This is a genomic window from Sorangium sp. So ce367, from assembly GCF_051520455.1.
Classification (GTDB): Bacteria; Myxococcota_A; Polyangia; order Polyangiales; family Polyangiaceae; genus Sorangium; species Sorangium cellulosum_B.
Genome location: NZ_CP150334.1, coordinates 8,578,308 through 8,597,386 on the forward strand (window position 1 = coordinate 8,578,308; position 19,079 = coordinate 8,597,386).

A 19,079-nucleotide genomic window follows, 5' to 3' on the forward strand; every position below is an offset into this window, starting at 1 on the left:
CGGTCACCGTGCCCGCGCAGGAGACGCTGTTCGACGAGATCAAGCGGTACGTCCGCTTCAGCGAGCAGGACGAGCGCTGGCTCGCCGTGCTCCGCGCGCACGCGGAGCCGCACTTCCCCCGCATCGCCGACGAGTTCTACGATCGCATCCGCGAGCACGAGGGCGCGCACGACGTCTTCACCGGCGAGGAGCAGGTGGAGCGGCTCAAGCGCTCGCTCGTCCGCTGGATGACGCGCATCTGCACGGGGCCCTACGACGGCGCGTACTTCGAGGAGAGCGCGAAGATCGGGCGGATCCACGTCCGGGTGGGCCTCCCCCAGCGGTACATGTTCACGGCGATGACGCTCATCCGGCTCGCGTTCCACGAGATCGCCCAGGGCGCGCTCGGCGCGGAGGTGATCCCCGTCAGGGCGGCGGTGAGCAAGGTGCTCGATCTCGAGCTCGCCATCATGCTCGAGACGTACCGCGACGACTTCCTCGCGCGCGCGCAGCGCGCCGAGCGCCTGGACCGCGAGGAGGTCGGCCGCACGCTCGCGCGCACGGAGCACCGGTACAAGAGCGCGGTCGAGCTGGCCCGCGTCCTCGTCGTCGGCCTCGACGCGCACGCGATCGTGCGGCTCTTCAACCGGGAAGCGGAGCGGATCACGGGGCTCGCGCGCGAGGACGTGCTCGGGGTGCCGTTCGTCGAGGCGCTCCTCCCCGAGGAGATCCGCGCAGATCACGGCGCGCTCGTGGAGGACGTCGCCGCTGGCCGCCGCCCCAGCGTCGATCTGCTGGAGAGCATCGTGCGCACGCGCGCCGGCAAGATCCGCGATCTGCGCTGGCAGCTCGCGTACGCCCCTTCCGCGGCCGACGACGAGGTGGTGCTGTTCGCGATCGGGCAGGACACGACCGACGAGAACGCGCTCGCCGCGCGCGTGCGCCAGAGCGAGAAGCTCGCCGCGGTGGGGACCCTCGCGGCGGGCCTCGCGCACGAGATCAGGAACCCGCTGAACGGCGCGCAGCTCCACGTGACCTTCCTCGAGCGGGGGCTCGCGCGCGCCGGCCTGAAGGACCCGGACACGCTGGAGGCGATCCAGGTCGTCCGCGACGAGATCCGCCGCCTCTCGGCGCTCGTCAGCGAGTTCCTGGACTTCGCCCGGCCGCAGCCGCTGTACCTCCGGCCGACGCCCGTCGTCCCGCTCTGCGAGCGGGCGGCGCGCGTCGCGGCGTCGTCGGACGGCGCCGGCGCGCAGGCCGCGGTGAAGGTCGACCTGCCCTCGACCGACATCGTGCTCGACCTCGATCCGGCGAAGATCGAGCAGGTCCTCTTGAACCTGCTCCGCAACGCGATCGAGGCGGTGGACGCGTCCGGAGGCGGCACGGTCACCCTCCGCGCGCGGCGGCAGCCGCGCCACGCCGTCGTCGAGGTCGAGGACGACGGCCCCGGGATCGCGAGCCCGGACGCGCCGATCTTCGATCCGTTCTTCTCGACGAAGCCGAACGGCACCGGGCTCGGGCTGGCGATCGCTCACCGCATCGTCACCGATCACGAGGGGTCCATCGAGTTCCAGAGCCGCCCGGGGAAGACGCTCTTCCGCGTGACGCTCCCGCTGCGCCGCTCCGGCTGACCTCCGCCGCTCTCCTGGCCGCGCGCGACGGCGGCCCGAGGGCTGGCACGCAACTTGGTAGAGATCCGGGCGTGGAACCGCGCAGCACCGAACAACCGCTGATCCTGCTCGTGGACGACGACGTGCAGAGCGCTCGCCTCCTCGAGCGCCTGCTCGAAGAGGACGGCTTCCGGGTGGAGCTGGCCACCAACGGCGCGCTCGCCATCGCGCGACTGTCCCGCCGTCCGATCCCGGACATCCTGGTGACCGATTTCCGGATGCCCCACGCCGATGGAATCGCGGTCGCGCGCTACGCGAGATCGCTCCGGCCGGATCTCCCGCTGTTCTTCTTCACCGGGTATCCCGACCTCGTGGCGCGCCTCGGGCGAGGGCTGGAGCCCGCGGCGGTTGTGCACACGAAGCCGATCGACTACATCGCCCTGAGCGACGAGCTCCGCGCCACCGCGGACGCGGCGCTCGGAGGCGCCTCGCGCGCCACGCGGCCGAGCTCCCCCTTCCCTCCCGCGGCCTGAGCAGGGGGCGCGCAGGCCCGGCGAACGGCTTGCGCCCACGTGCAACGGCTGCGGCGCCCGTCGCCTGCCCCGGCGCGGCCCTCCCGCCGGCCCCCTGCCGCCGCCGAACGAGTGTCGCAGCGCCTCGCGGACACGGTATGTTCGGAAGGAACGATATGAACGCTGAGAAGAGGCAGAGCTCGAGGGTGCTCGTCGTGGACGACGAGGCGAGCGCGCGCTCGGGGCTGGAGAAGCTGCTGCGCCAGGAGGGTTATACCGTCGACGCGGCGGCGGACGGCGTCGAGGCGATCGAGGTCGCGGCGGAGCGGCCGCCGGACGTCGTCATCACGGATCTGAAGATGCCGAGGATGGATGGGGTGGCGCTGCTCGGGAAGCTGCGCGAGCAGGATCCGGCGCTGCCGGTGATCGTCGTCACCGCGTTCGGGGACGTGACCTCGGCGGTGCTGGCGATGCGGGCGGGGGCCGAGGATTACCTGACGAAGCCGGTCGACTTCGACGCGCTCCTCCTCACGCTGGAGCGCGCCCTCGAGCGGAGCGCGCTCCGGGTCGAGGCGGAGAACCTCCGCCGGCAGCTGCGAGAGCGCCAGGGCGAGGGCGTGGAGGGGCTCATCGGGACGAGCCCGGCGATGCAGAGGGTCTACCGGATGGCCCGGCAGGTGGCCGGCGCGCGGGCGACGGTGCTCATCACCGGCGAGAGCGGCACGGGCAAGGGCGAGCTCGCGCGCGCGATCCACGCGAAGGGCTCGCGCGCCAAAGGGCCCTTCGTGACCCTGCACTGCGCGGCGCTCGCGGAGTCCCTGCTCGAGAGCGAGCTGTTCGGCCACGAGCGCGGCGCGTTCACCGGCGCCGACAAGCGGCGCATCGGGCGGTTCGAGCAGGCGCACGGCGGGACGCTGTTCCTCGACGAGGTCGGCGAGATCGCCCCCTCGACGCAGGTGAAGCTGCTCCGCGTCCTCCAGGAGAGGACGTTCGAGCGCGTCGGCGGGAACGACTCCGTGACCGTCGACGTGCGGCTCATCGCGGCGACGAACCGCGATCTCGCGGCGGCGGTGCAAGAGGGCCACTTCCGGGAGGACCTCTACTACCGGCTCAACGTCGTCCACATCGACATGCCGCCGCTGCGCATCCGCGACACCGACGTGCTGCTCCTGGCGAATCACTTCCTGCGCCGGTTCGCGGCGGAGAACCACCGCAAGATCGAGGGGTTCACCGACGAGGCCCGGGCGAAGCTCATCGCGCACCGGTGGCCGGGGAACGTGCGGGAGCTCGAGAACGCGATCGAGCGGGCGGTCGTCCTGTGCGACGACGCGCGCATCGACGCGGAGCACCTTCCCATCGACGCCGCGCCGGTCGCCAAGGGGGCCCTGCGGATCCCGGGCGCCACCATGGCGGAGATAGAGCGCTATGCCATCCTGTCGACGCTCGAGGCGACGAACGGCTCGACGACGCGCGCGGCCGAGCTCCTGGACATCAGCATACGCACCATCCAGTACCGCCTGCACGAATACGGGCTGACGGCGAAGTCCAAGCGCCCCCCGGCGGCATAGTAGAGCGGTTTTCGCCCCCTCAGAGCGGCGGTCTCCCGCACAGGAGACGGGCCCAGATCGGCGTTTTCGGCGCGCAAGCGCACTCCGGTGCGCTGAGCACCGAAAACGCCGAGGTGGGCCCGTATCCGAAGCGGGTGACCGTCCGCTCAGACCACGTCGTGCATCCAGCCGTGGCGATCGGGGGCGAGGCCGTGCTGGATGTCGAGCAGCGCCTCGCGGAAGCGCGCCGCTACGGGACCCGTCTCGTTGTTGTGGATGGAGAAGGTCCCCTCGCGGGACTTCACGGCGCCGATGGGCGTGATGACCGCGGCCGTCCCGCACGCGAACGCCTCGGTCATGCGGCCCTCGCGCACCGCCGCGCGCCACTCGTCGAAGGTGACCCTGCGCTCCTCCGCGGCATAGCCGAAATCCCGGGCGAGCTGGATGATGCTGTCGCGGGTGATGCCCGGCAGGAGCGTGCCTGTCAGCTCGGGGGTCACGATCACGGGGCGCCCCCGCTCCTCGTAGACGAAGAAGATGTTCATTCCCCCCATCTCCTCGACGACGCTGCGCTGGACGGCATCGAGCCAGACCACCTGCGCGCAGCCCTCGGCCGCGGCGTTCATCTGCGCGAGCAGGCTCGCGGCGTAGTTGCCCGCGAACTTGGCCGCACCCGTGCCGCCCGGCGCCGCCCGGACGAAATCCTCCGAGATCCAGACCGTCACCGGCTTCACGCCCTGAGGGAAATACGCGGCCGCAGGCGACGCGATCACCAGGAAATCGTAGTCGCGCGACGCCCTCACCCCGAGCGCCACCTCGGTGGCGAACATCAACGGTCGGATATACAGGCTCTCGCCCACGGGCGAGGGGACCCATGCGCGATCCTGGCGGATCAGGGCGTCGACCGCGCCGACGAACAGTTCAACCGGCATCTCCGGCATCGCCAGCCGGCGGGCAGAGCTATTGAACCGGCGCGCGTTCGCCTCCGGCCGGAACGTCTTGATGCGCCCGTCCGGCTGCCGATAGGCCTTGAAGCCCTCGAAGATCGCCTGACCGTAATGCAGCACCATCGCCGCAGGATCGAGCGTGATCGGCGCGTACGGCCGGATCTGCCCCCGGAGCCAGCCCCTGTCCGCCGCGTACGGGATCACGACCATGTGCTCCGTGAACACGCGCCCGAAGCCAGGGTTCTGCATGCGCTGCGCGCGCTCCGCGTCGCCGAGGGGATGCGGCGTGACTAGGATCTCGAGATCAACCTTCGTGGCAGGCGCGCTTTCGGTGCTCATCGTGCTCGACTTCCGCGGCGGACAGCGGTCGACCCGGCTCGAGTGGGCCGACGCGCGTCATCGTCGCGCGGCATTTTTCGAAAGAATCCTGACGGGATGCAAGCACTTTCTCGCGAGAAAGCACCGCGGCGACGTGTATAAGCGGGCGCGCAAGCGAGCGCGCGAGCGGGCGGCGCGTCACGACCGCAAAAAGGGATTTCTGTCGCGCTCCTCGCCGATGGTCGTGGAGGGGCCGTGTCCGGTAACGACCCGGGTCGAGGGATCGAGCGTGAGCAGCTTGCCCCGGATGGAGGAGACGATCGCCTGCGAGTCGCCACCCCACAGATCGGTCCGGCCGATGCTGCGCCGGAACAGGGTGTCCCCCGTGAACGCGACGGCGCCCGTCTCGGCGAGCACCAGGAACGAGACGCTGCCCGGCGTGTGCCCCGGCGTGTGGAGCACGTGCAGATCGAGCCCGCCCGCCTTCACGACCGCGCCGTCGTTCAGGTCGCCGTCGATCTCGCACCGCTCCGGCAGCGCAATGCCGAGCATCGCCGCCTGGACGGGGAGCATGTCGTAGAGGAAGCGGTCGGCCTCGTGAATGCGGGCCGCGGCGCCGGACCAGCGCTGGAGTGGCGCCGTGGCGCCCACGTGATCGATATGGGTGTGCGTGTGCACGATGGCCGCGACCTTCGCCCCGGCCTGCTCGACACGCGCGCGGATCTTGTCGAAATCGCCCCCGGGGTCGATGACCACGGCGCCCTTGCTCACGGGGTCGACGAGGATCGAGCAGTTGCACCCCAGCGGACCGACGGAGAACGTCTCGAGCAGCACAGGGCGAGCTTGTAGCACGCGGAGCCCCGACCTCCACGCGCGACATCGTCGGCGAGGCGGCGCCGCGAGCTCCGATCGAGCACCGCCCGGAGCGCGCGGCGCTGCGGCGCTGACGGACGCGCGGAGACGTCGGCTCCTCGCGGACCTCGGGTGCTCGATCCCGCGCGCGCTTGCCGCCCGCGACCGCTACTTCGGGGCGCTCACGATGGTGCCGTTCGTTCCGAGTCCGTTGGTCCAGTAGACGCGGGTCGCGTCGAGGGCGATGCCGTAGGGCGACGGCTCGCCGGCCGCCACGGCCCCGATGATGCCGTTCGGCAGCATCCTCATGACGTTCGGTGAGGTGGGGTCCGCCCAGTAAACGCCCGTCGCATCGGCGGCGATGCCCCTCGGGTTCCCCTGGCCGCTCGCGATCACCGTGGGCTCTCCGCCGGTCTTGGCCACCCGCATCACGTTGCCGGTCCTGCTGGTCGTCCAGTAGACGTGCGTCGCATCGACGGCGATCTCGCGCACCTGGCCTTGATCGGCCGCCAGCGTTGTGAACGGGCCTTCGCCCGTGGAGCCCTTGGGCGCGGACATCACCATGCCGCGCTCGTCGCGCACGGTCCAGTAGACGTGCGTCTCGTCGATCGCGAGGGCGTGCGTCGTCCCGCCCCCGTCCGAGATGACGGTGAACGGCCCGTTGCCGTCCGAGTCCTTCCGCGCGCGGACCACGGAGCCGCCGTCCTCGCGGTTGGTCCAGTAGACGAACTCCTCGTCGATCGCGATGCCGAACGGATCGGGCTGCCCTGCCGCGATCGCGACCGGCGCTTCCTGGCCGCCGACCCGCGCCCTCATCACCTGACCGTCGCTCTCGCCGGCCACGCCCTGGTTGGCCCAGAAGACGTGGGTGGCGTCGGCCTTGATATCGGCCGGCTGGACCTGCGCGGTGGCGATGTTGATCGCGACGGCTTCGCCCTGCGTCCATTGCCTGACCACGCCCTGCTCCCCGTTGGTCCAGAACACGACGCCGTTGGCGACGGCGAGGTACAGCGGATCCCGCTGGCCCGAGATGTGGATCGAGGTGCGGATGCACGTGCCGTCCCGGCAGGTGCCATCGCAGTCGACGGGGCAAGTGCCGCAATGGAGGGCGTCGTTCGTCACGTTGACCTCACAGCTGTTCTCGGCATCCGCGTCGCAATCGACGTAAACGTCCCCGCAGACCGGCGGCTCGTCCACGATGGGCCCCACGCCCCCGCTCCCGCCGCTCCCCGCGGTCGCTCCGCCCACGCCCGGCTCGCCCCCGGTGCCCTGGCCGCCCACGCCCGCCGCGCCTCCCGTGCCCGGCGCGCCGCCCTCGCCTCCTCCCGCGGAAGCCGTGGTCCCCGGACCGGACCCGCCGGTAACGAAGAGGTTCGACGCCTCAGGCGTGGAGCAAGCTGCCACGGCGAGTCCGGAAACGAGCCCGAGGAGAACGGTGCGACGCATTGTGCTGTGCATGGAAACCTCCACCCATACAGGCTACACGAGCCTGTCGAAGAAACGCATCTGTGAACTTGATGTGTTTTCAACCCTAGTTCGTCCGCGCACGACCGGGCACGCCTCGTGCGGATCCGGAGGCGGATGACGCCGATGCGGCGGGCGAGGGCGCTCGTGGCAGGACAGCAGGCTCGACCCCGGCGCGCGCGGGCGTGCGGGCGCGCTGGCTCGGCCGCCCCGCGCGGGCGCGCGCGGATGGAGCTCCGGCAATGTCGCTGGATCTACCGACAAGTGGTCGCGCTCCGCCGGCGACGGGCGAGCGCCGCCCAGCGCGCAACGGGCTCTCGCCACGTCGGGGCCGCGGGCGCGACTACGCACCTCGCGCGGCCGGCGCTCCCGTCGCGCGGCCGTGAGGCACAGGCGATGAGGGGTCTCCGCACGCCCCGGCCGGAGACACGATGAAACAGCGCCATCAGCGCAGGAGACGGCGCAGCCCGGCGACTCACGATCACGGCGGAGCGGTGGAATCTCGAGAGAGCGCGCGCGGCCGCGGCGGTGGGCGCGATCTCCCGAAGGCCGCTCGGGAAGCCTGGCTCACGCGCGCTTCGTGAGCTCCAGCCTCGGCGCCGCCCGCCCGCTCCCTCACGAGCGCCTCGCCCCCGCGCCCAACCGGGAAGATGGCGCTGGGCGCGCAGGGGCGCTACCCTCCGGACGCCGCGTGTGTGAACGTACGATGTCATCCAGGGTGGATCCGCTGTTCCGCCGCGTGGCGCGCGGTCACGGGGGAGCGCGCGGCGCGGCTGTGCGAGCCCTGCGCTGCGGCCTCGTCGACGACGCCGCGCGCGGGGCTCGGCCTGGAGGCGCGGCAGCATGAGCGAGTCCGTGTTCATCGCGGGAGGCCAGGCGAGCTCCGCGGCGCGAGAGCGCGCGATGACGTTCGTCGGGCGCACGCTCGTGCACCGCTATCGCCTCGAGGAGCTCGTCGCGATGGGCGGCATCGCCGCCGTCTTCAGGGCAAAGAAGCTCGCGACCGGCGAGGACGTGGCCGTCAAGGTGCTCCACCCGGACGCCGAGGAGCTGCCGGAGCTCATCGAGCGCTTCGAGCGCGAGGCGCTCGCCGGTCGCCACATCTTCCACCCCAACGTCGCGGCGGTCTACGAGATCAACCAGCTCGACGACGGCGCGTGGTTCATGGTGATGGAGTTCATCCGCGGCATCACGCTGCGGAAGCTCATCGACCAGGGCCCCGTCCCGCCGCTGCGCGCGGCGAACATCGCGCGCCAGCTCGCGAGCGCGCTCAACGCGGCGCACGACTTCGGGATCGTGCACAGGGACGTGAAGCCGCTCAACGTCATGGTCCTCGACGGGCCGGAGGAGCGCGTCCTGCTCATCGACTTCGGCCTCGCCAAGGTGCCGATCGAGCAGTTCTCCATCACCGACGACGGCTCGCGCCGCTCGCTGACGAACGCCGGCGTGCTGCTCGGCACGGTGGCGTACATGGCGCCCGAGGCGGCGCTCGGCATGCGCTCCGTCGACCGGCGGGCCGACCTCTACGCGCTCGGGGTCATCCTCTACGAGATGCTCGCGGGCAAGCACCCCTTCACGGCGGTCGAGCCGTCGGCGCTGTTCGCGCAGCACCGGTCGGCCGTGCCGCCGCCGATCGCCGAGCGCTCCCCCGGCGTCGTCGTCCCGCCCGCGCTGGAGGCGGTCGTGATGCGCCTGCTCGCCAAGGATCCGGACGACCGCTTCCCCCACGCGCGCGCCGTGCTCGTGGCGCTCGACGCCGCCGTCCAGAAGATGAGCGCGCCCGACAGCGGCATCGCCATCGCCGCCCCGTCCAGCCTCCGGGCCGCGGCCAGCTTCATCGAGCGGCGGACGTCGCGGGCCGTGATCGCCGGCGCGGGCGTCGTGTTCTTCACGATCGGGAGCGTGATCGCCTGGCTGCTCGCGTCGCGCTGAGCGCGCGCGGCCCCATCGCGCGCCCGGCCTCGTCGCGCGCTCAGCGGCGCCCGGCCGGCTCGCAGGTCCCCACGGGGAGCCCCGCGAGCGCGCTGTGATCCGCGCACCGCTCGCCGCTCGGGCACGGCGCGGCGCGCTCGCCGCGCGGATCGCAGAGCGCTCTGCAGGTGTTCGAGGGGTCGCAGATGCTGCCGGGCGCGCACGCGAACGACGCGTCGCACGGCTGCCCGTCCGAGCCCGCGCCCGCGTTCCAGCATGACGTCGAGCCGTTGCCCCAGAACACGCAGGCAGCGCCGTTGTCGCAGTCCTGCGCGAAGAGATCGCAGCCGTCGCCGTCGATGCAGGCCCCCCTCGTGAACGAGCCGCCATCGAGGAAACACGCGCTCCCCGGCGCGCAGTCCGAGGCGGCTCTGCAGGTCGCGGCGCAGACCTGGGCCGGGTTGCACGACTGCGCGGGCGCGCACTCCGACGCGGCGAGGCACGTCTCGCCGGGGCCGGCGCCCGCCCTGGGCTCCCGCGCGAGGCCCGTCTTGCGCGGCAACGCGAGCGCCTCGCGATCGAGGAGGACGCCCGACTTGTAGACGCGCGACACGCGCTCGAGCGCGCGGACGTCGGCGAGCGGATCGCCGTCGACCACGAGCACGTCCGCGAGCGCCCCTCGCTCGAGGCGCCCGAGATCGGGCCGCCCGAGCACGTCCGCGGCGCGGCGCGTGGCGGCGGCGAGCGCCTCGAGGGGCGGCATCCCGGCCTCGACGAGGAGCGCGACCTCGCGGCGCAGGCTCAGCCCGTGAAAGACGCCCGGGTTGCCGGCGTCGGTGCCGGCGGCGATCGTGACCCCGGCCTGGTAGCAGGTGACGAGGTTCGCGATCGCATGGTCGCGCCGCCGCTTCACGAGCTCCAGGAAACGCGCCGTCCTGAGCTCCGCGAGCAACGAGGGGTCACGCAGGGCCGCGATCACGCCGGCCGGCACGTCATCGACGAGGGCGGGGTCGTCGAGCTCGGTCAGCGCCCCGTGGGCCGTGCGGTACAGGCCGTCCGCCACCGCGAGCGTGGGGACGACGACGGCCCCGGCGGCGGCCATCCTCCGCGCGAGGTCTGCTGAGATCCGGTCCTCGTCCGGGACGTGCGCGAAGAGCGTCACGCCGCCGTCGAGCGCGGCCTCGATGTCCGACGCCGCCGTCGCGTGGGCGATCACCCGGACGCCCGCGGCCGCGGCGGCCTCCTGGATCGCCGCCACGGACGGGCGCGTCAGGCGCGGCAGCGGCAGCGATCCGCCCCCCTCGAGCACGATCTTGATGAAATCGGGGGCCCTCGGGAGGAGCGCCTCGAAGGCCTTGTCGACGTCGGCGGGCGAGTCGATGAAGACGCAGTAGTCGCCGGGCGGGCTGCCTTGATAGCAGGGGTGCCCTCCGGTCGGCGTGAGCAGGGGCCCGGCGGCGAAGAGCTGCGGCGCGAGGAGGTCGCCGGCGTCGATGCGCGATCGCTGCTCGAAGATGACGTGCTGGGATGAGCCGAGGTCGAGGTACGAGGTCACGCCCGCCCGGAGCATCGCCTTCGTGTGGTCCTCGAGGTGGAGGTCGCCGTCATAATAAGCATAGGGCCCGGCGACGCTCAGCGAGTGGACGTGGAGATCGATGAGCCCGGGGAGGACCGTCTTGCCAGCGACGTCCACGACCTCGCCGCCCCCGGCCTCGACGCGGGGCTCGGCGTCGCCGAAGACGACCTGCTTCACCCTGTCGCCCTCGATCACCACCGTTGCCCTGGCGGCGCGCGTGCCGTCGAACACCATGCCTCCCTTCAGCACGGTGCAGCCCGCACACCCCACCTCGGCCGCGCTGGGCGTCGAGGGGCTCTCCGCGACGCCGCAGCCCACGAGCCACGTTGACGCAGCGACGAACCACAAAGCGAGACGACCCATCGCCAGTCCGAGCGAAGTACGACGCATGACACTCCGTTATCGATGGGCGCCAGGAGCACCCGAGAAGCGGCAGACCGCGTACCGGACACAGCGCACAAAAGCAATCGAATGAAGCGGCGCGCACGGCGCGGTGCACGCGCGCCCGCAGCGTGCCGCGTTATCCAGGATTGTTCGTATCGAGGCGGGCGGCTCGAGCGAGGCGCTTTGTCCCCGACGGCCCCTGGGCATCTCCGGCCCGAGCGGAGGACGGCTCCAGATCGCAGGCGAGCTTGACAGATGGGCTTATCCCGGAAGTCCAGCCGCCCGGGCACACGGAGGGAACGCAGGGAGTCACGCTCGATGTTGTTCCGGCCTTCTCTGCTGCTCCGGCGGCGATCCGGGTTACCCGGAAGAGCCACCGGTGTGGGGCGAGCGCGAGAAAGGAGCCCGCAGGCGCCCTCCTTTGGCGGCGGCATCTCTCGCACTATCCACGGATCGGGGCGCCCTGGAATGATAGGGAGTCCAACCGAGCTTCCGTCGCGCGGAGACGAACCACCGTATTGACGAAGACCCTTTGCGTGCCTCACCTACTTGTGGGAGGCTCTGCGATGAGTGATCCGAAGATCGAAAACAATTCTCCGAAAGATCTGGACGTGACTGTAAAGGAGCTGCGCAACGCCATCGACGATTTGTCGACCAGGCTGGACGACATGGCAACAGCGACTCCAGCCAACTACAACTGCGGCGGTTGCGGCGGCTGCGGCGGCTGCGGCGGTTGCGGCGGCTGTCGTTGCGGCGGTTGTCGTTGCGGCGGTTGTCGTTGCGGCGGTTGCGGCGGTTGTCGTTGCGGCGGCTGTCGTTGCGGCGGTTGTCGTTGCGGCCACTGTAGCTAGCCCTGAGGCCGGCGAGGCCGAGCGATAGAGCCCTGGAGGGAGACGAGGAGCGCGAGAGTTCGAAAAGGCACCTTCCCGTCTCCCCCGGCTCACCACGATCGCGCGACGGCGCGCGGTCTGAAAGGCACCTTCCCGTCTCCCCCGGCTCACCACGATCGCGCGACGGCGCGCGGCCTGGTGAGATCTCGAGTCTCTTCTCTCCTTCGCTTGCCGGGGCACAGCTCCCCGAGCACCGGGATTGGACCTCTTTACCGAAGGTGCAGGACGGCCGCTCGCCGGAGCGCCGCCGCGCTGCGCTTTCCTGGAGATCTCGCGTGGCCACTCAACTGCCCAGCTCAGCGACCACAGCTCCCGCGCTCCAGGGGACCGCCCCGCCTGCGCCGGCCGAGGCGCGCGAGAAGCTCGCGCGATCACGCGTCCTCATCGTCGGGCTCGAACCGTGGGGCGTCATCGCGGCCACCGAGCTCGCTTGTCTGGGCGTCGGCGCGCTCCACGTCCTCGACGACAGGGAGGTCACGGCCGACGATCTCGGCCCCTTCGCCGAGGCGGATCTCGGAGAGGATCGAGCGCGCGCGCTCTCCACGGCGCTGTCGCGGCTCGCCCCCGGCTGCGCGGTCACGCCCGGGACGCTGCTCGCCGCCGCGGAGCGCCCGATCGTCCAGGAGGACACCGGCTGGGACCTGATCCTCGCCTGCGTCTCCGGCGATGATCTCCTCGTCCTTCAGGGCGTCGCCCGCTTCGCTCACGCGGCGTCCGTCCTGTCGCTCAGCGCGCACCTCGAGGGGCTCGAGGCGGTGATCGGACCGGCCGTCGTGCCGGGCGAGACCGCGTGCTGGGACTGCTGCCGCCTGCGGAGGCTCGCTCTCAGCAATCAGCCAGAGGCGGATCACGCGCTCCACGCGTCGCTCCTCGCCGCGCGCCCGGAGCGCCGCGGGCGCACCTACCTCGCCCCGATGCCGGCGTTCCTGGGCCACGCCGTCGCGCTCGCGGCCGTCGATCTGCTGGTGAACCGAGCCGCGTCGCGGCTCGCGGGACGGTTCATGGTCCAGGGCCTCGTCGACCCGGAGGCGTCGCTCCACGCCGTCCTGCAGATGCCCTGGTGCGCGGTCTGCGGCGGCGCCGCCGAGGCCCTCCGCACCGGAAGCGCGCGTCGGGGCTCGAGCGCACACCTGCGCGACGCACCCGACCCCGCGGCGCTCCGGCGGATGCTCGCCGGCGTCGTCGACGCGCGGGCGGGCATCGTCCACCGCCTCATGCTGGACGCGGCGAGCCCGGCGCTCGCCCCTGAGGCGTGCGTCACGGCCACGGCGCTCCTCGGCGAGTACACCGACGGCTCGCCGCACGCCCGCCGCTCGCGCGAGCCGCAGGCCGGCATCGGGAAGGGCGTCACGGCCGTCGAGGCCCTGATCGGAGCGACCGGCGAGGCGGTCGAGCGCTACTCCGCCGAGCTCGTCGACCGAAAGCAGCTCCTTCGCTCCTCGGTCGCCGGAATGAAGGGCGACTTCATCGCGCCGGAGCAGCTCTGTCTCTACAGCGAGGAGCAGTATGCAAAGCCCGGATTCCCCTACGCGCGGGTCGATCCGGCCGCGCCCATCGACTGGGCCCTCGGGCGCTGGATGGACACCGGCGCGCCCGTCTACGTTCCGGCGCTCCCGACCTACTACGGCTACTGCTCAGGACACCACGCCCACTTCTGCCAGGTGACCTCGAACGGGCTCGCCGCGGGCGCGACGCTCGAGGGCGCGTCGATGGGGGCCGCGCTCGAGCTCATCGAGCGCGACGCGTTCATGATCTCGTGGCTCGCTCGCCGGCCCGGGCGGCGGATCTTGCCCGACGACTCGCTCGACCCCGAGCTGCACGAGATAGCGAGGCAGCTCGAGGAGCGCGGCGCGAGGATCGAGCTGTACCTGCTCGACGCGGGCGTCTCGGTCCCCGTGGTGATGTGCGTCGGTTACGGCGACGGCAAGCGGTGGCCCGGCGCGGTGGTCTCGATCTCCGCCCACCTGAGCCCCCTCACCGCGATCCGGAAAGCCATCCTCGAGCAGGGCCAGATAGGCAATTACGCCTTCCGCCTGATGACGGGCGAACACGTCTCCATCCCCGAGCGGCCGGAGGACGTGCTCACGCTCGAGGATCACGCGGTCTACTACCTCCCCCCGAGCCGCGCCGCGGCCTTCGCCTTCCTCCGCCGGGGAAGCATGGTGACCGCCGCCGAGCTCGAGGAGCCCGAGGAGGTCTCGCTGTCCGAGCTCACCCGGCGTGTGCAGGCCGCGGGGCTGCGCATCGCGATCGTGGACGTGACGTCGCCCGACCTCGCGGTGACCCCGTTCCGTGTCGTCCGGGCGCTCGGACCCGCTTTCCAGCAGATCCATTTCGGCCACCAGCTCGCTCAGCTCGGTAATCCGCGTCTCCGTTCGATGACCCCCCACGGCATCAACCCTGACCCTCACCCGATGGCCTGAGAGAGGACACCATGGCAAGGAGCAAAGAGGCGGACATTGCGCGGCTCTATCATCTCCAGTCCTCCCACGTGAGGTCGCGACCGCTGGAGCCGCCGTTCGACGGGGATCTCCAGCCGCTCAACTTCCGCACCTACGCCGGCTCGGCGCGCACGCCGCTGCCCGGGCGCGATTTCGCGATCGACGCCCCGCTCGGCGCGGTGATGGAGCAGCGGCGGTCGCAGCGCGAATTCGCCCTCAGGCCGATGTCCATCGAGGCGCTCGGGCGGCTCCTCCACGCGAGCTACGGCGTCCGTGGCACGCGAAACGTCGAAGGGGCGTGGACCTGCGATCGCCCGGCGCCCTCGGCCGGCGGCCGGTATCCGCTCGAGATCTATGTCGCGACGCAGGCCGTCGATGGGGTCCCGGACGGCCTGTACCACTACGACCCCCGCGCGCACGAGCTCGAGCTCCGCCGGGAAGGCCGCGCGCACGCCGCGCTCGTGGATCTCACGGCGGGTCAGGACATGATCCTGAACACCAATGTCGTGGTCATCATCACGGCGGTGCCGTTCCGCACGATGTGGAAATACGGCCAGCGCGGATATCGATTCCTGTGGCTGGACGCAGGGCACCTGGGCCAGAACCTCTATCTCGTCGCGACGGCCATGGGCCTCGGCCCGGTGGCGATCGGCGGTTTTTACGATGAGGAGCTCAAGGCCTTCCTGGCGCTCCCGGCGGAGGAAGACACCCTGTACATCGTCTGCGTCGGTCAGCCCGCGCCGGCCGGGGGCCGGAGCGGGCCTTAGCGTGCCTGAACCAGAAGCGTCGGAGAGCACCATGCCCAGCATTCGACTCAGCCGCTCGGCCAGCATCACGCCCACCGACGTGGGCGTCATCCTCCGCTCCGATCTCGGCACCTTCCAGCTCACCGGCCTGGACGTGAGCGCGTTCGTCGAGCGGATGGTGCCGCTGCTCGACGGGTCGCGCGACCGGGAGGCGCTCGTCGAGGCGCTCGCGGACTACTCGCGGCAGAGCGTGACGGCGTTCCTCGACCTGCTCGAGGCGCGCGGGCTGGTCGAGCCGGTGCCCGCAGGGGCGCCGTCCGGCGACGGCGAGCGCCTGCACGGGCAGCGCGCGTTCCTCCGCAAGTGGTCGTCGGCCCCGGAGCAGGCGGCGCAGCGGATCGCGAACGCGCGCGTGCTCGTGGTGGGCCTCGAGCCCTGGGGGGCCTCGGCCGCCCTGGCGCTCGCGGGGGCGGGCGTCTCCGCGCTCCGCCTGATCGACGGCGGCGCCGTCGGCACCCGCGACGTCGCGGTCGTCCGCGCGCGGGGGGAGGCGGCGCTCGGCGCGCCCCGCCGCGGCGCCGTGGCCGCGCTGATCCGCGAGCACGCGCCGCTCTGCCGGGTGGACGAGAGCTCCTCCGCAGCGCTGGAGGGGGACGACCTCCTCTCGCCGAAGGGGCGCCCTCACCTCCTCGTCGCGGCGGTGCGCGGCGACGACGCGGAGCTCCTGGAGCGCGTCGCGCGGTTCGGCCATCGCGCAGGGATCGCCTCGCTCTTCTCGCACCTCGCGGGGACGACGGCCGTCCTGGGCCCGCTCGTCTTCCCGGGGAAGACGGCGTGCCGGATCTGCGCGACGACCGAGGCGCTGAGCCCCTCGCCCGCGGCGCGCTCGCTGGCCGAGCCCGCGCCGCACGCCGGCACGATGGGCCAGCTGCTCGGCCACCTCGTTGCGATGGAGGCCCTCAAGGTGCTCTCGGCGTACACGCCCTCGAGGCTCGGGGGCAGGTTCCTGATCCAGGACCTCGCTACGCTCGAGACATCGCACCACACGCTCGTGAGGTTGCCCTGGTGCAAGGTGTGCGGCGAGGGATGACGCAGGGCTGGAGGTGCTCTAGCCTGCGGCCGTGAAGAGGCCTCCCCTTCCAGCCGCCTCCCGCATCGCCGGCGCGCCCGCCGCCGGCGCCTCCCGGCAGCCGGACCGCCGGGCGGTCCTCGACCGGACGGACGCCTCGCGCGCGCTTTCGACGCCGCGCGCTCATGGCCCGGGCCTCGCGCGATGATCGGTCGAACCCTCGACGACCGCTACACGATGCTCCGGCTGCTCGGCCAGGGCGGGATGGGCGCCGTCTACGAGGCCCGGCACGCGGGCACCGGCCGCCGCGTCGCGGTGAAGGTCATCCTCGGCCAGGCCGCGGACGACGAGCTCGTCCGCCGCTTCCAGCGCGAGGCGCGCGCGGTCGGCGCGGTCGAGTCGGAGCACATCGCGCAGGTGTTCGACACCGGGCGCGACCGCGAGACCGGCGCGCCGTACATCGCGATGGAGTTCCTCGAGGGCGAGGACGTGCAGGCCCTCATCGAGCGGCTCGGCCCGCTCCCGGTCGATCTCGCGCTCCGCATCGGGCTGCAGGCGTGCCTGGGGCTCGAGCGCGCGCACGAGGCCGGCATCGTCCACCGCGACATCAAGCCGGCCAACCTGTTCCTCGCGAAGAAGCAGGGCGGCCAGCGCGTGATCAAGGTGCTCGACTTCGGCGTCGCCAAGGTGACGGACAACAGCCTCGGCAACGGCGGGATGACGAAGAGCGGCGCGCTCCTCGGCTCTCCCCTCTACATGTCGCCCGAGCAGGCGCGCGGCAGCGGCGCCATCGACGCGCGCTCGGACGTCTGGTCGCTCGGCGTCAGCCTGTACCACGCCCTCTCGGGCCATCGGCCCAACGAGCACCTGACCGGCCTCGGAGAGCTCGTCCTGGCCATCTGTACGACCCCGGTGCGCTGGATCCAGGAGATCGCGCCCTGGGTGCCGCCGGAGGTCGCCCGCGTTGTGCACCGGGCGCTCGTGATCGATCCGGCGGGCCGCACCGCGAGCGCGGGCGAGCTCGCGGCGGCGCTGCGCGCGTTCCTGCCGGGCGGCGAGGCGATCGTCGAGGCGATGCTCGTGCCGCTCGACCCCGTCACGCGCGCGTCGCGCGCGTCGTTCGGCGCCATCTCGGCCTCCCCGCACGCCTCGAGCGCGCCGTTCGGCGCTGCGCTGACCCCGCCGCGCGGGTCGGCCGCGCCCTTCGAGGCCGCGGGGCGCCCGTCGGGCGGGCAATCCGGACCGTTTGCGCTGTCGGCCACGGCGCCCGCCACGAGCGTGCGGCTGTCGAACCGCCCCGAGCGTCCGGCGTCGCGCCCGCCCGTCGCCCTGATCGCCGGCGGCGTGCTGGCCGCCGCGCTCGCGGGCGGGGCGGGCGTCTACCTGGCGGTGCGCAGCGCGCCGCCGGCCGCGCCCGCGCCCTCGGCCGAGCCGGCGCCGCCTGCGCGCGCCGAGGCCGAGCCGCCTCCGTCCGCCAGCGTCGAGGCCAGGCCGACGGCGTCCGCCAGCGCCGAGCCGCCGCGCGCCGACACGCCCGCGGACCCGCCGGCCGCGGCCTCATCGATGCCCGCGGCGCTGCCCTCCGCTGCGACGACCGCCCGCGCCGCCGCGTCGGCGCCGGCGAGCGGCGTCGCTCGACCGCTCGCGCCGAGGCCGTCCGCGCCCAGGCCGCCCCAGAGGCCCCCGAGGAATGACGATGACGAGACATCGAGGAAATAGCCGCCGCGTCGCGTGGTGTGTCGCCGCGCTCCTGTCGCTCTCCGCGGGTGTCGCCCGCGCGGAGCCGTCGGCGGACCAGGCGGCCGCGGCCGAGGCGCTCTTCCGCGAGGGGCGCGACCTCGTCGCGCAGGGCAAGCTCGCCGAGGCGTGCCCCAAGTTCGCGGCGAGCCAGCGGCTGGACCCGGGCTACGGCACCCAGTGGAACCTGGCGGACTGCCTCGAGCGGCTCGGCCGCAGCGCGAGCGCCTGGGCGGCGTTCCGCGAGGCGGCGGACATGGCGAGCCGGTCCGGCCAGGCGGACCGCGAGGCGAAGGCGACCCGCCGCGCGGCCGATCTGGAGAAGAAGCTCGAGCGCCTCGCGATCACGGTGACCACGCCGGCGGACGGCCTCGTCGTGAGGCGCAACGGCGCGGTCCTCGACGCCGGCGCGTGGGGCGCGCCGCTCCCGGTCGATCCGGGCAAGCACCGCGTCGAGGCGACCGCGCCCGGCAAGAGGCCGTTCTCGGTCGAGGCGCAGACCGCCGGCCCCGGCCAGGTCGTCACCGTGGAGGTCCCGCCGCTCGAGGACGACCCCGCGGCGACCGCGGCGACCCTGCCGCCGGGCGGGCAGCCCGGGCCGCTCGCCGCGCCGCTCCGGCCGACCGCGGGCGGCGACGGGGACGGCGGCGCGGACACCCGGCGCACCCTCGCCTTCGTGGCAGGCGGCGTCGGCGTCGCCGGCGTCGTGACCGGCTCGATCTTCGGGCTCCTCGCCAGCTCGCGCTGGAACGAGGCGCAGGACGATCACTGCCGGACCGAGACGCTCTGCGACGCCCGCGGCGTGGCGCTTGTCGAGGACGCCAAGAGCGCCGCGAAGCTGTCCACCGCCGGCTTCATCGTCGGCGGGGTCGGGCTCGCGGCCGGCGTCGCGCTGTTCGTGACGTCGCTCGGCGACACGGAGCCCGCGGCGGCGCGGATCGTTGTCGCGCCTGCCGTCGGCACGACCGGCGGCGGGCTGGCGATCCACGGCCGCTTCTGACGCCCGGCAGCGCCCGGCGCCACGGCGCGCCGCCGCGGCGGCCGGCCCCGCTGCGGGCCGGCCGCGGTGCCCGGGAGGGCGCGACGCGCCGCTCCC

At 72.8% G+C, this 19,079-nt stretch carries 13 protein-coding genes; 9 read left to right on the top strand and 4 right to left on the bottom strand.

Translation table 11 applies throughout. The features are described from left to right. The first annotated feature begins 8 nt into the window (after positions 1 to 8). The 3 genes from WME97_RS32455 (at position 9) to WME97_RS32465 (ending at position 3,669) form a co-directional block, all read left to right on the top strand. The gene (locus WME97_RS32455; RefSeq protein WP_437543163.1) at positions 9 to 1,610 is read left to right on the top strand and encodes a protoglobin domain-containing protein; all 1,602 of its coding nucleotides are present in this window, start codon (positions 9 to 11) and stop codon (positions 1,608 to 1,610) included. 71 nt (positions 1,611 to 1,681) lie between these two features. Then, positions 1,682 to 2,122: a response regulator gene (locus WME97_RS32460; protein ID WP_437543166.1), complete on the top strand. Its 441-nt coding sequence runs from the start codon at positions 1,682 to 1,684 to the stop codon at positions 2,120 to 2,122. A 155-nt stretch (positions 2,123 to 2,277) separates the two neighbouring features. Beyond that, positions 2,278 to 3,669 (top strand): sigma-54-dependent transcriptional regulator, encoded by a 1,392-nt coding sequence (locus WME97_RS32465; protein WP_437543168.1) that lies wholly within the window; start codon positions 2,278 to 2,280, stop codon positions 3,667 to 3,669. Between the two features lie 146 nt (positions 3,670 to 3,815). Here the strand turns inward: WME97_RS32465 and WME97_RS32470 are convergent, their stop codons facing one another. From WME97_RS32470 to WME97_RS32480, 3 genes are all read right to left on the bottom strand, one after another. After that, the gene (locus tag WME97_RS32470) at positions 3,816 to 4,934 is read right to left on the bottom strand and encodes a branched-chain amino acid aminotransferase (protein ID WP_437543170.1); all 1,119 of its coding nucleotides are present in this window, start codon (positions 4,932 to 4,934) and stop codon (positions 3,816 to 3,818) included. Between the two features lie 177 nt (positions 4,935 to 5,111). After that, on the bottom strand, positions 5,112 to 5,747 hold the full coding sequence (locus tag WME97_RS32475; RefSeq protein WP_437543172.1) for an MBL fold metallo-hydrolase: 636 nt from the start codon (positions 5,745 to 5,747) through the stop codon (positions 5,112 to 5,114). Between the two features lie 186 nt (positions 5,748 to 5,933). Beyond that, positions 5,934 to 7,169: a hypothetical protein gene (locus WME97_RS32480; RefSeq protein WP_437543174.1), complete on the bottom strand. Its 1,236-nt coding sequence runs from the start codon at positions 7,167 to 7,169 to the stop codon at positions 5,934 to 5,936. A 903-nt stretch (positions 7,170 to 8,072) separates the two neighbouring features. On the opposite strand from WME97_RS32480, the gene WME97_RS32485 reads away from it, so the two are divergent. After that, complete coding sequence (locus WME97_RS32485) at positions 8,073 to 9,161, top strand: serine/threonine-protein kinase (protein WP_437543176.1); 1,089 nt, start codon at positions 8,073 to 8,075, stop codon at positions 9,159 to 9,161. A 40-nt stretch (positions 9,162 to 9,201) separates the two neighbouring features. On the opposite strand, the gene WME97_RS32490 is transcribed toward WME97_RS32485, so the two are convergent. Continuing rightward, complete coding sequence (locus WME97_RS32490; protein ID WP_437543178.1) at positions 9,202 to 11,079, bottom strand: amidohydrolase family protein; 1,878 nt, start codon at positions 11,077 to 11,079, stop codon at positions 9,202 to 9,204. 1,186 nt (positions 11,080 to 12,265) lie between these two features. On the opposite strand from WME97_RS32490, the gene WME97_RS32495 reads away from it, so the two are divergent. The 5 genes from WME97_RS32495 to WME97_RS32515 all read left to right on the top strand — a co-directional run bounded on the left by WME97_RS32495 (position 12,266) and on the right by WME97_RS32515 (position 18,983). Next, positions 12,266 to 14,413, top strand: coding sequence for a TOMM precursor leader peptide-binding protein (locus WME97_RS32495; RefSeq protein ID WP_437543180.1), 2,148 nt, complete (start codon positions 12,266 to 12,268; stop codon positions 14,411 to 14,413). 11 nt (positions 14,414 to 14,424) lie between these two features. Then, a complete protein-coding gene (locus tag WME97_RS32500; protein ID WP_437543183.1) occupies positions 14,425 to 15,198 on the top strand; it encodes a SagB/ThcOx family dehydrogenase in 774 nt (257 codons plus the stop codon). A gap of 31 nt (positions 15,199 to 15,229) precedes the next feature. Then, on the top strand, positions 15,230 to 16,267 hold the full coding sequence (locus WME97_RS32505) for a TOMM precursor leader peptide-binding protein (RefSeq protein WP_437543185.1): 1,038 nt from the start codon (positions 15,230 to 15,232) through the stop codon (positions 16,265 to 16,267). A 183-nt stretch (positions 16,268 to 16,450) separates the two neighbouring features. Next, the gene (locus tag WME97_RS32510; RefSeq protein WP_437543188.1) at positions 16,451 to 17,965 is read left to right on the top strand and encodes a protein kinase domain-containing protein; all 1,515 of its coding nucleotides are present in this window, start codon (positions 16,451 to 16,453) and stop codon (positions 17,963 to 17,965) included. Then, complete coding sequence (locus tag WME97_RS32515) at positions 17,943 to 18,983, top strand: hypothetical protein (RefSeq protein ID WP_437543190.1); 1,041 nt, start codon at positions 17,943 to 17,945, stop codon at positions 18,981 to 18,983. Before WME97_RS32510 ends, WME97_RS32515 begins: the two co-directional genes overlap by 23 nt. Positions 18,984 to 19,079 lie beyond the last annotated feature (96 nt).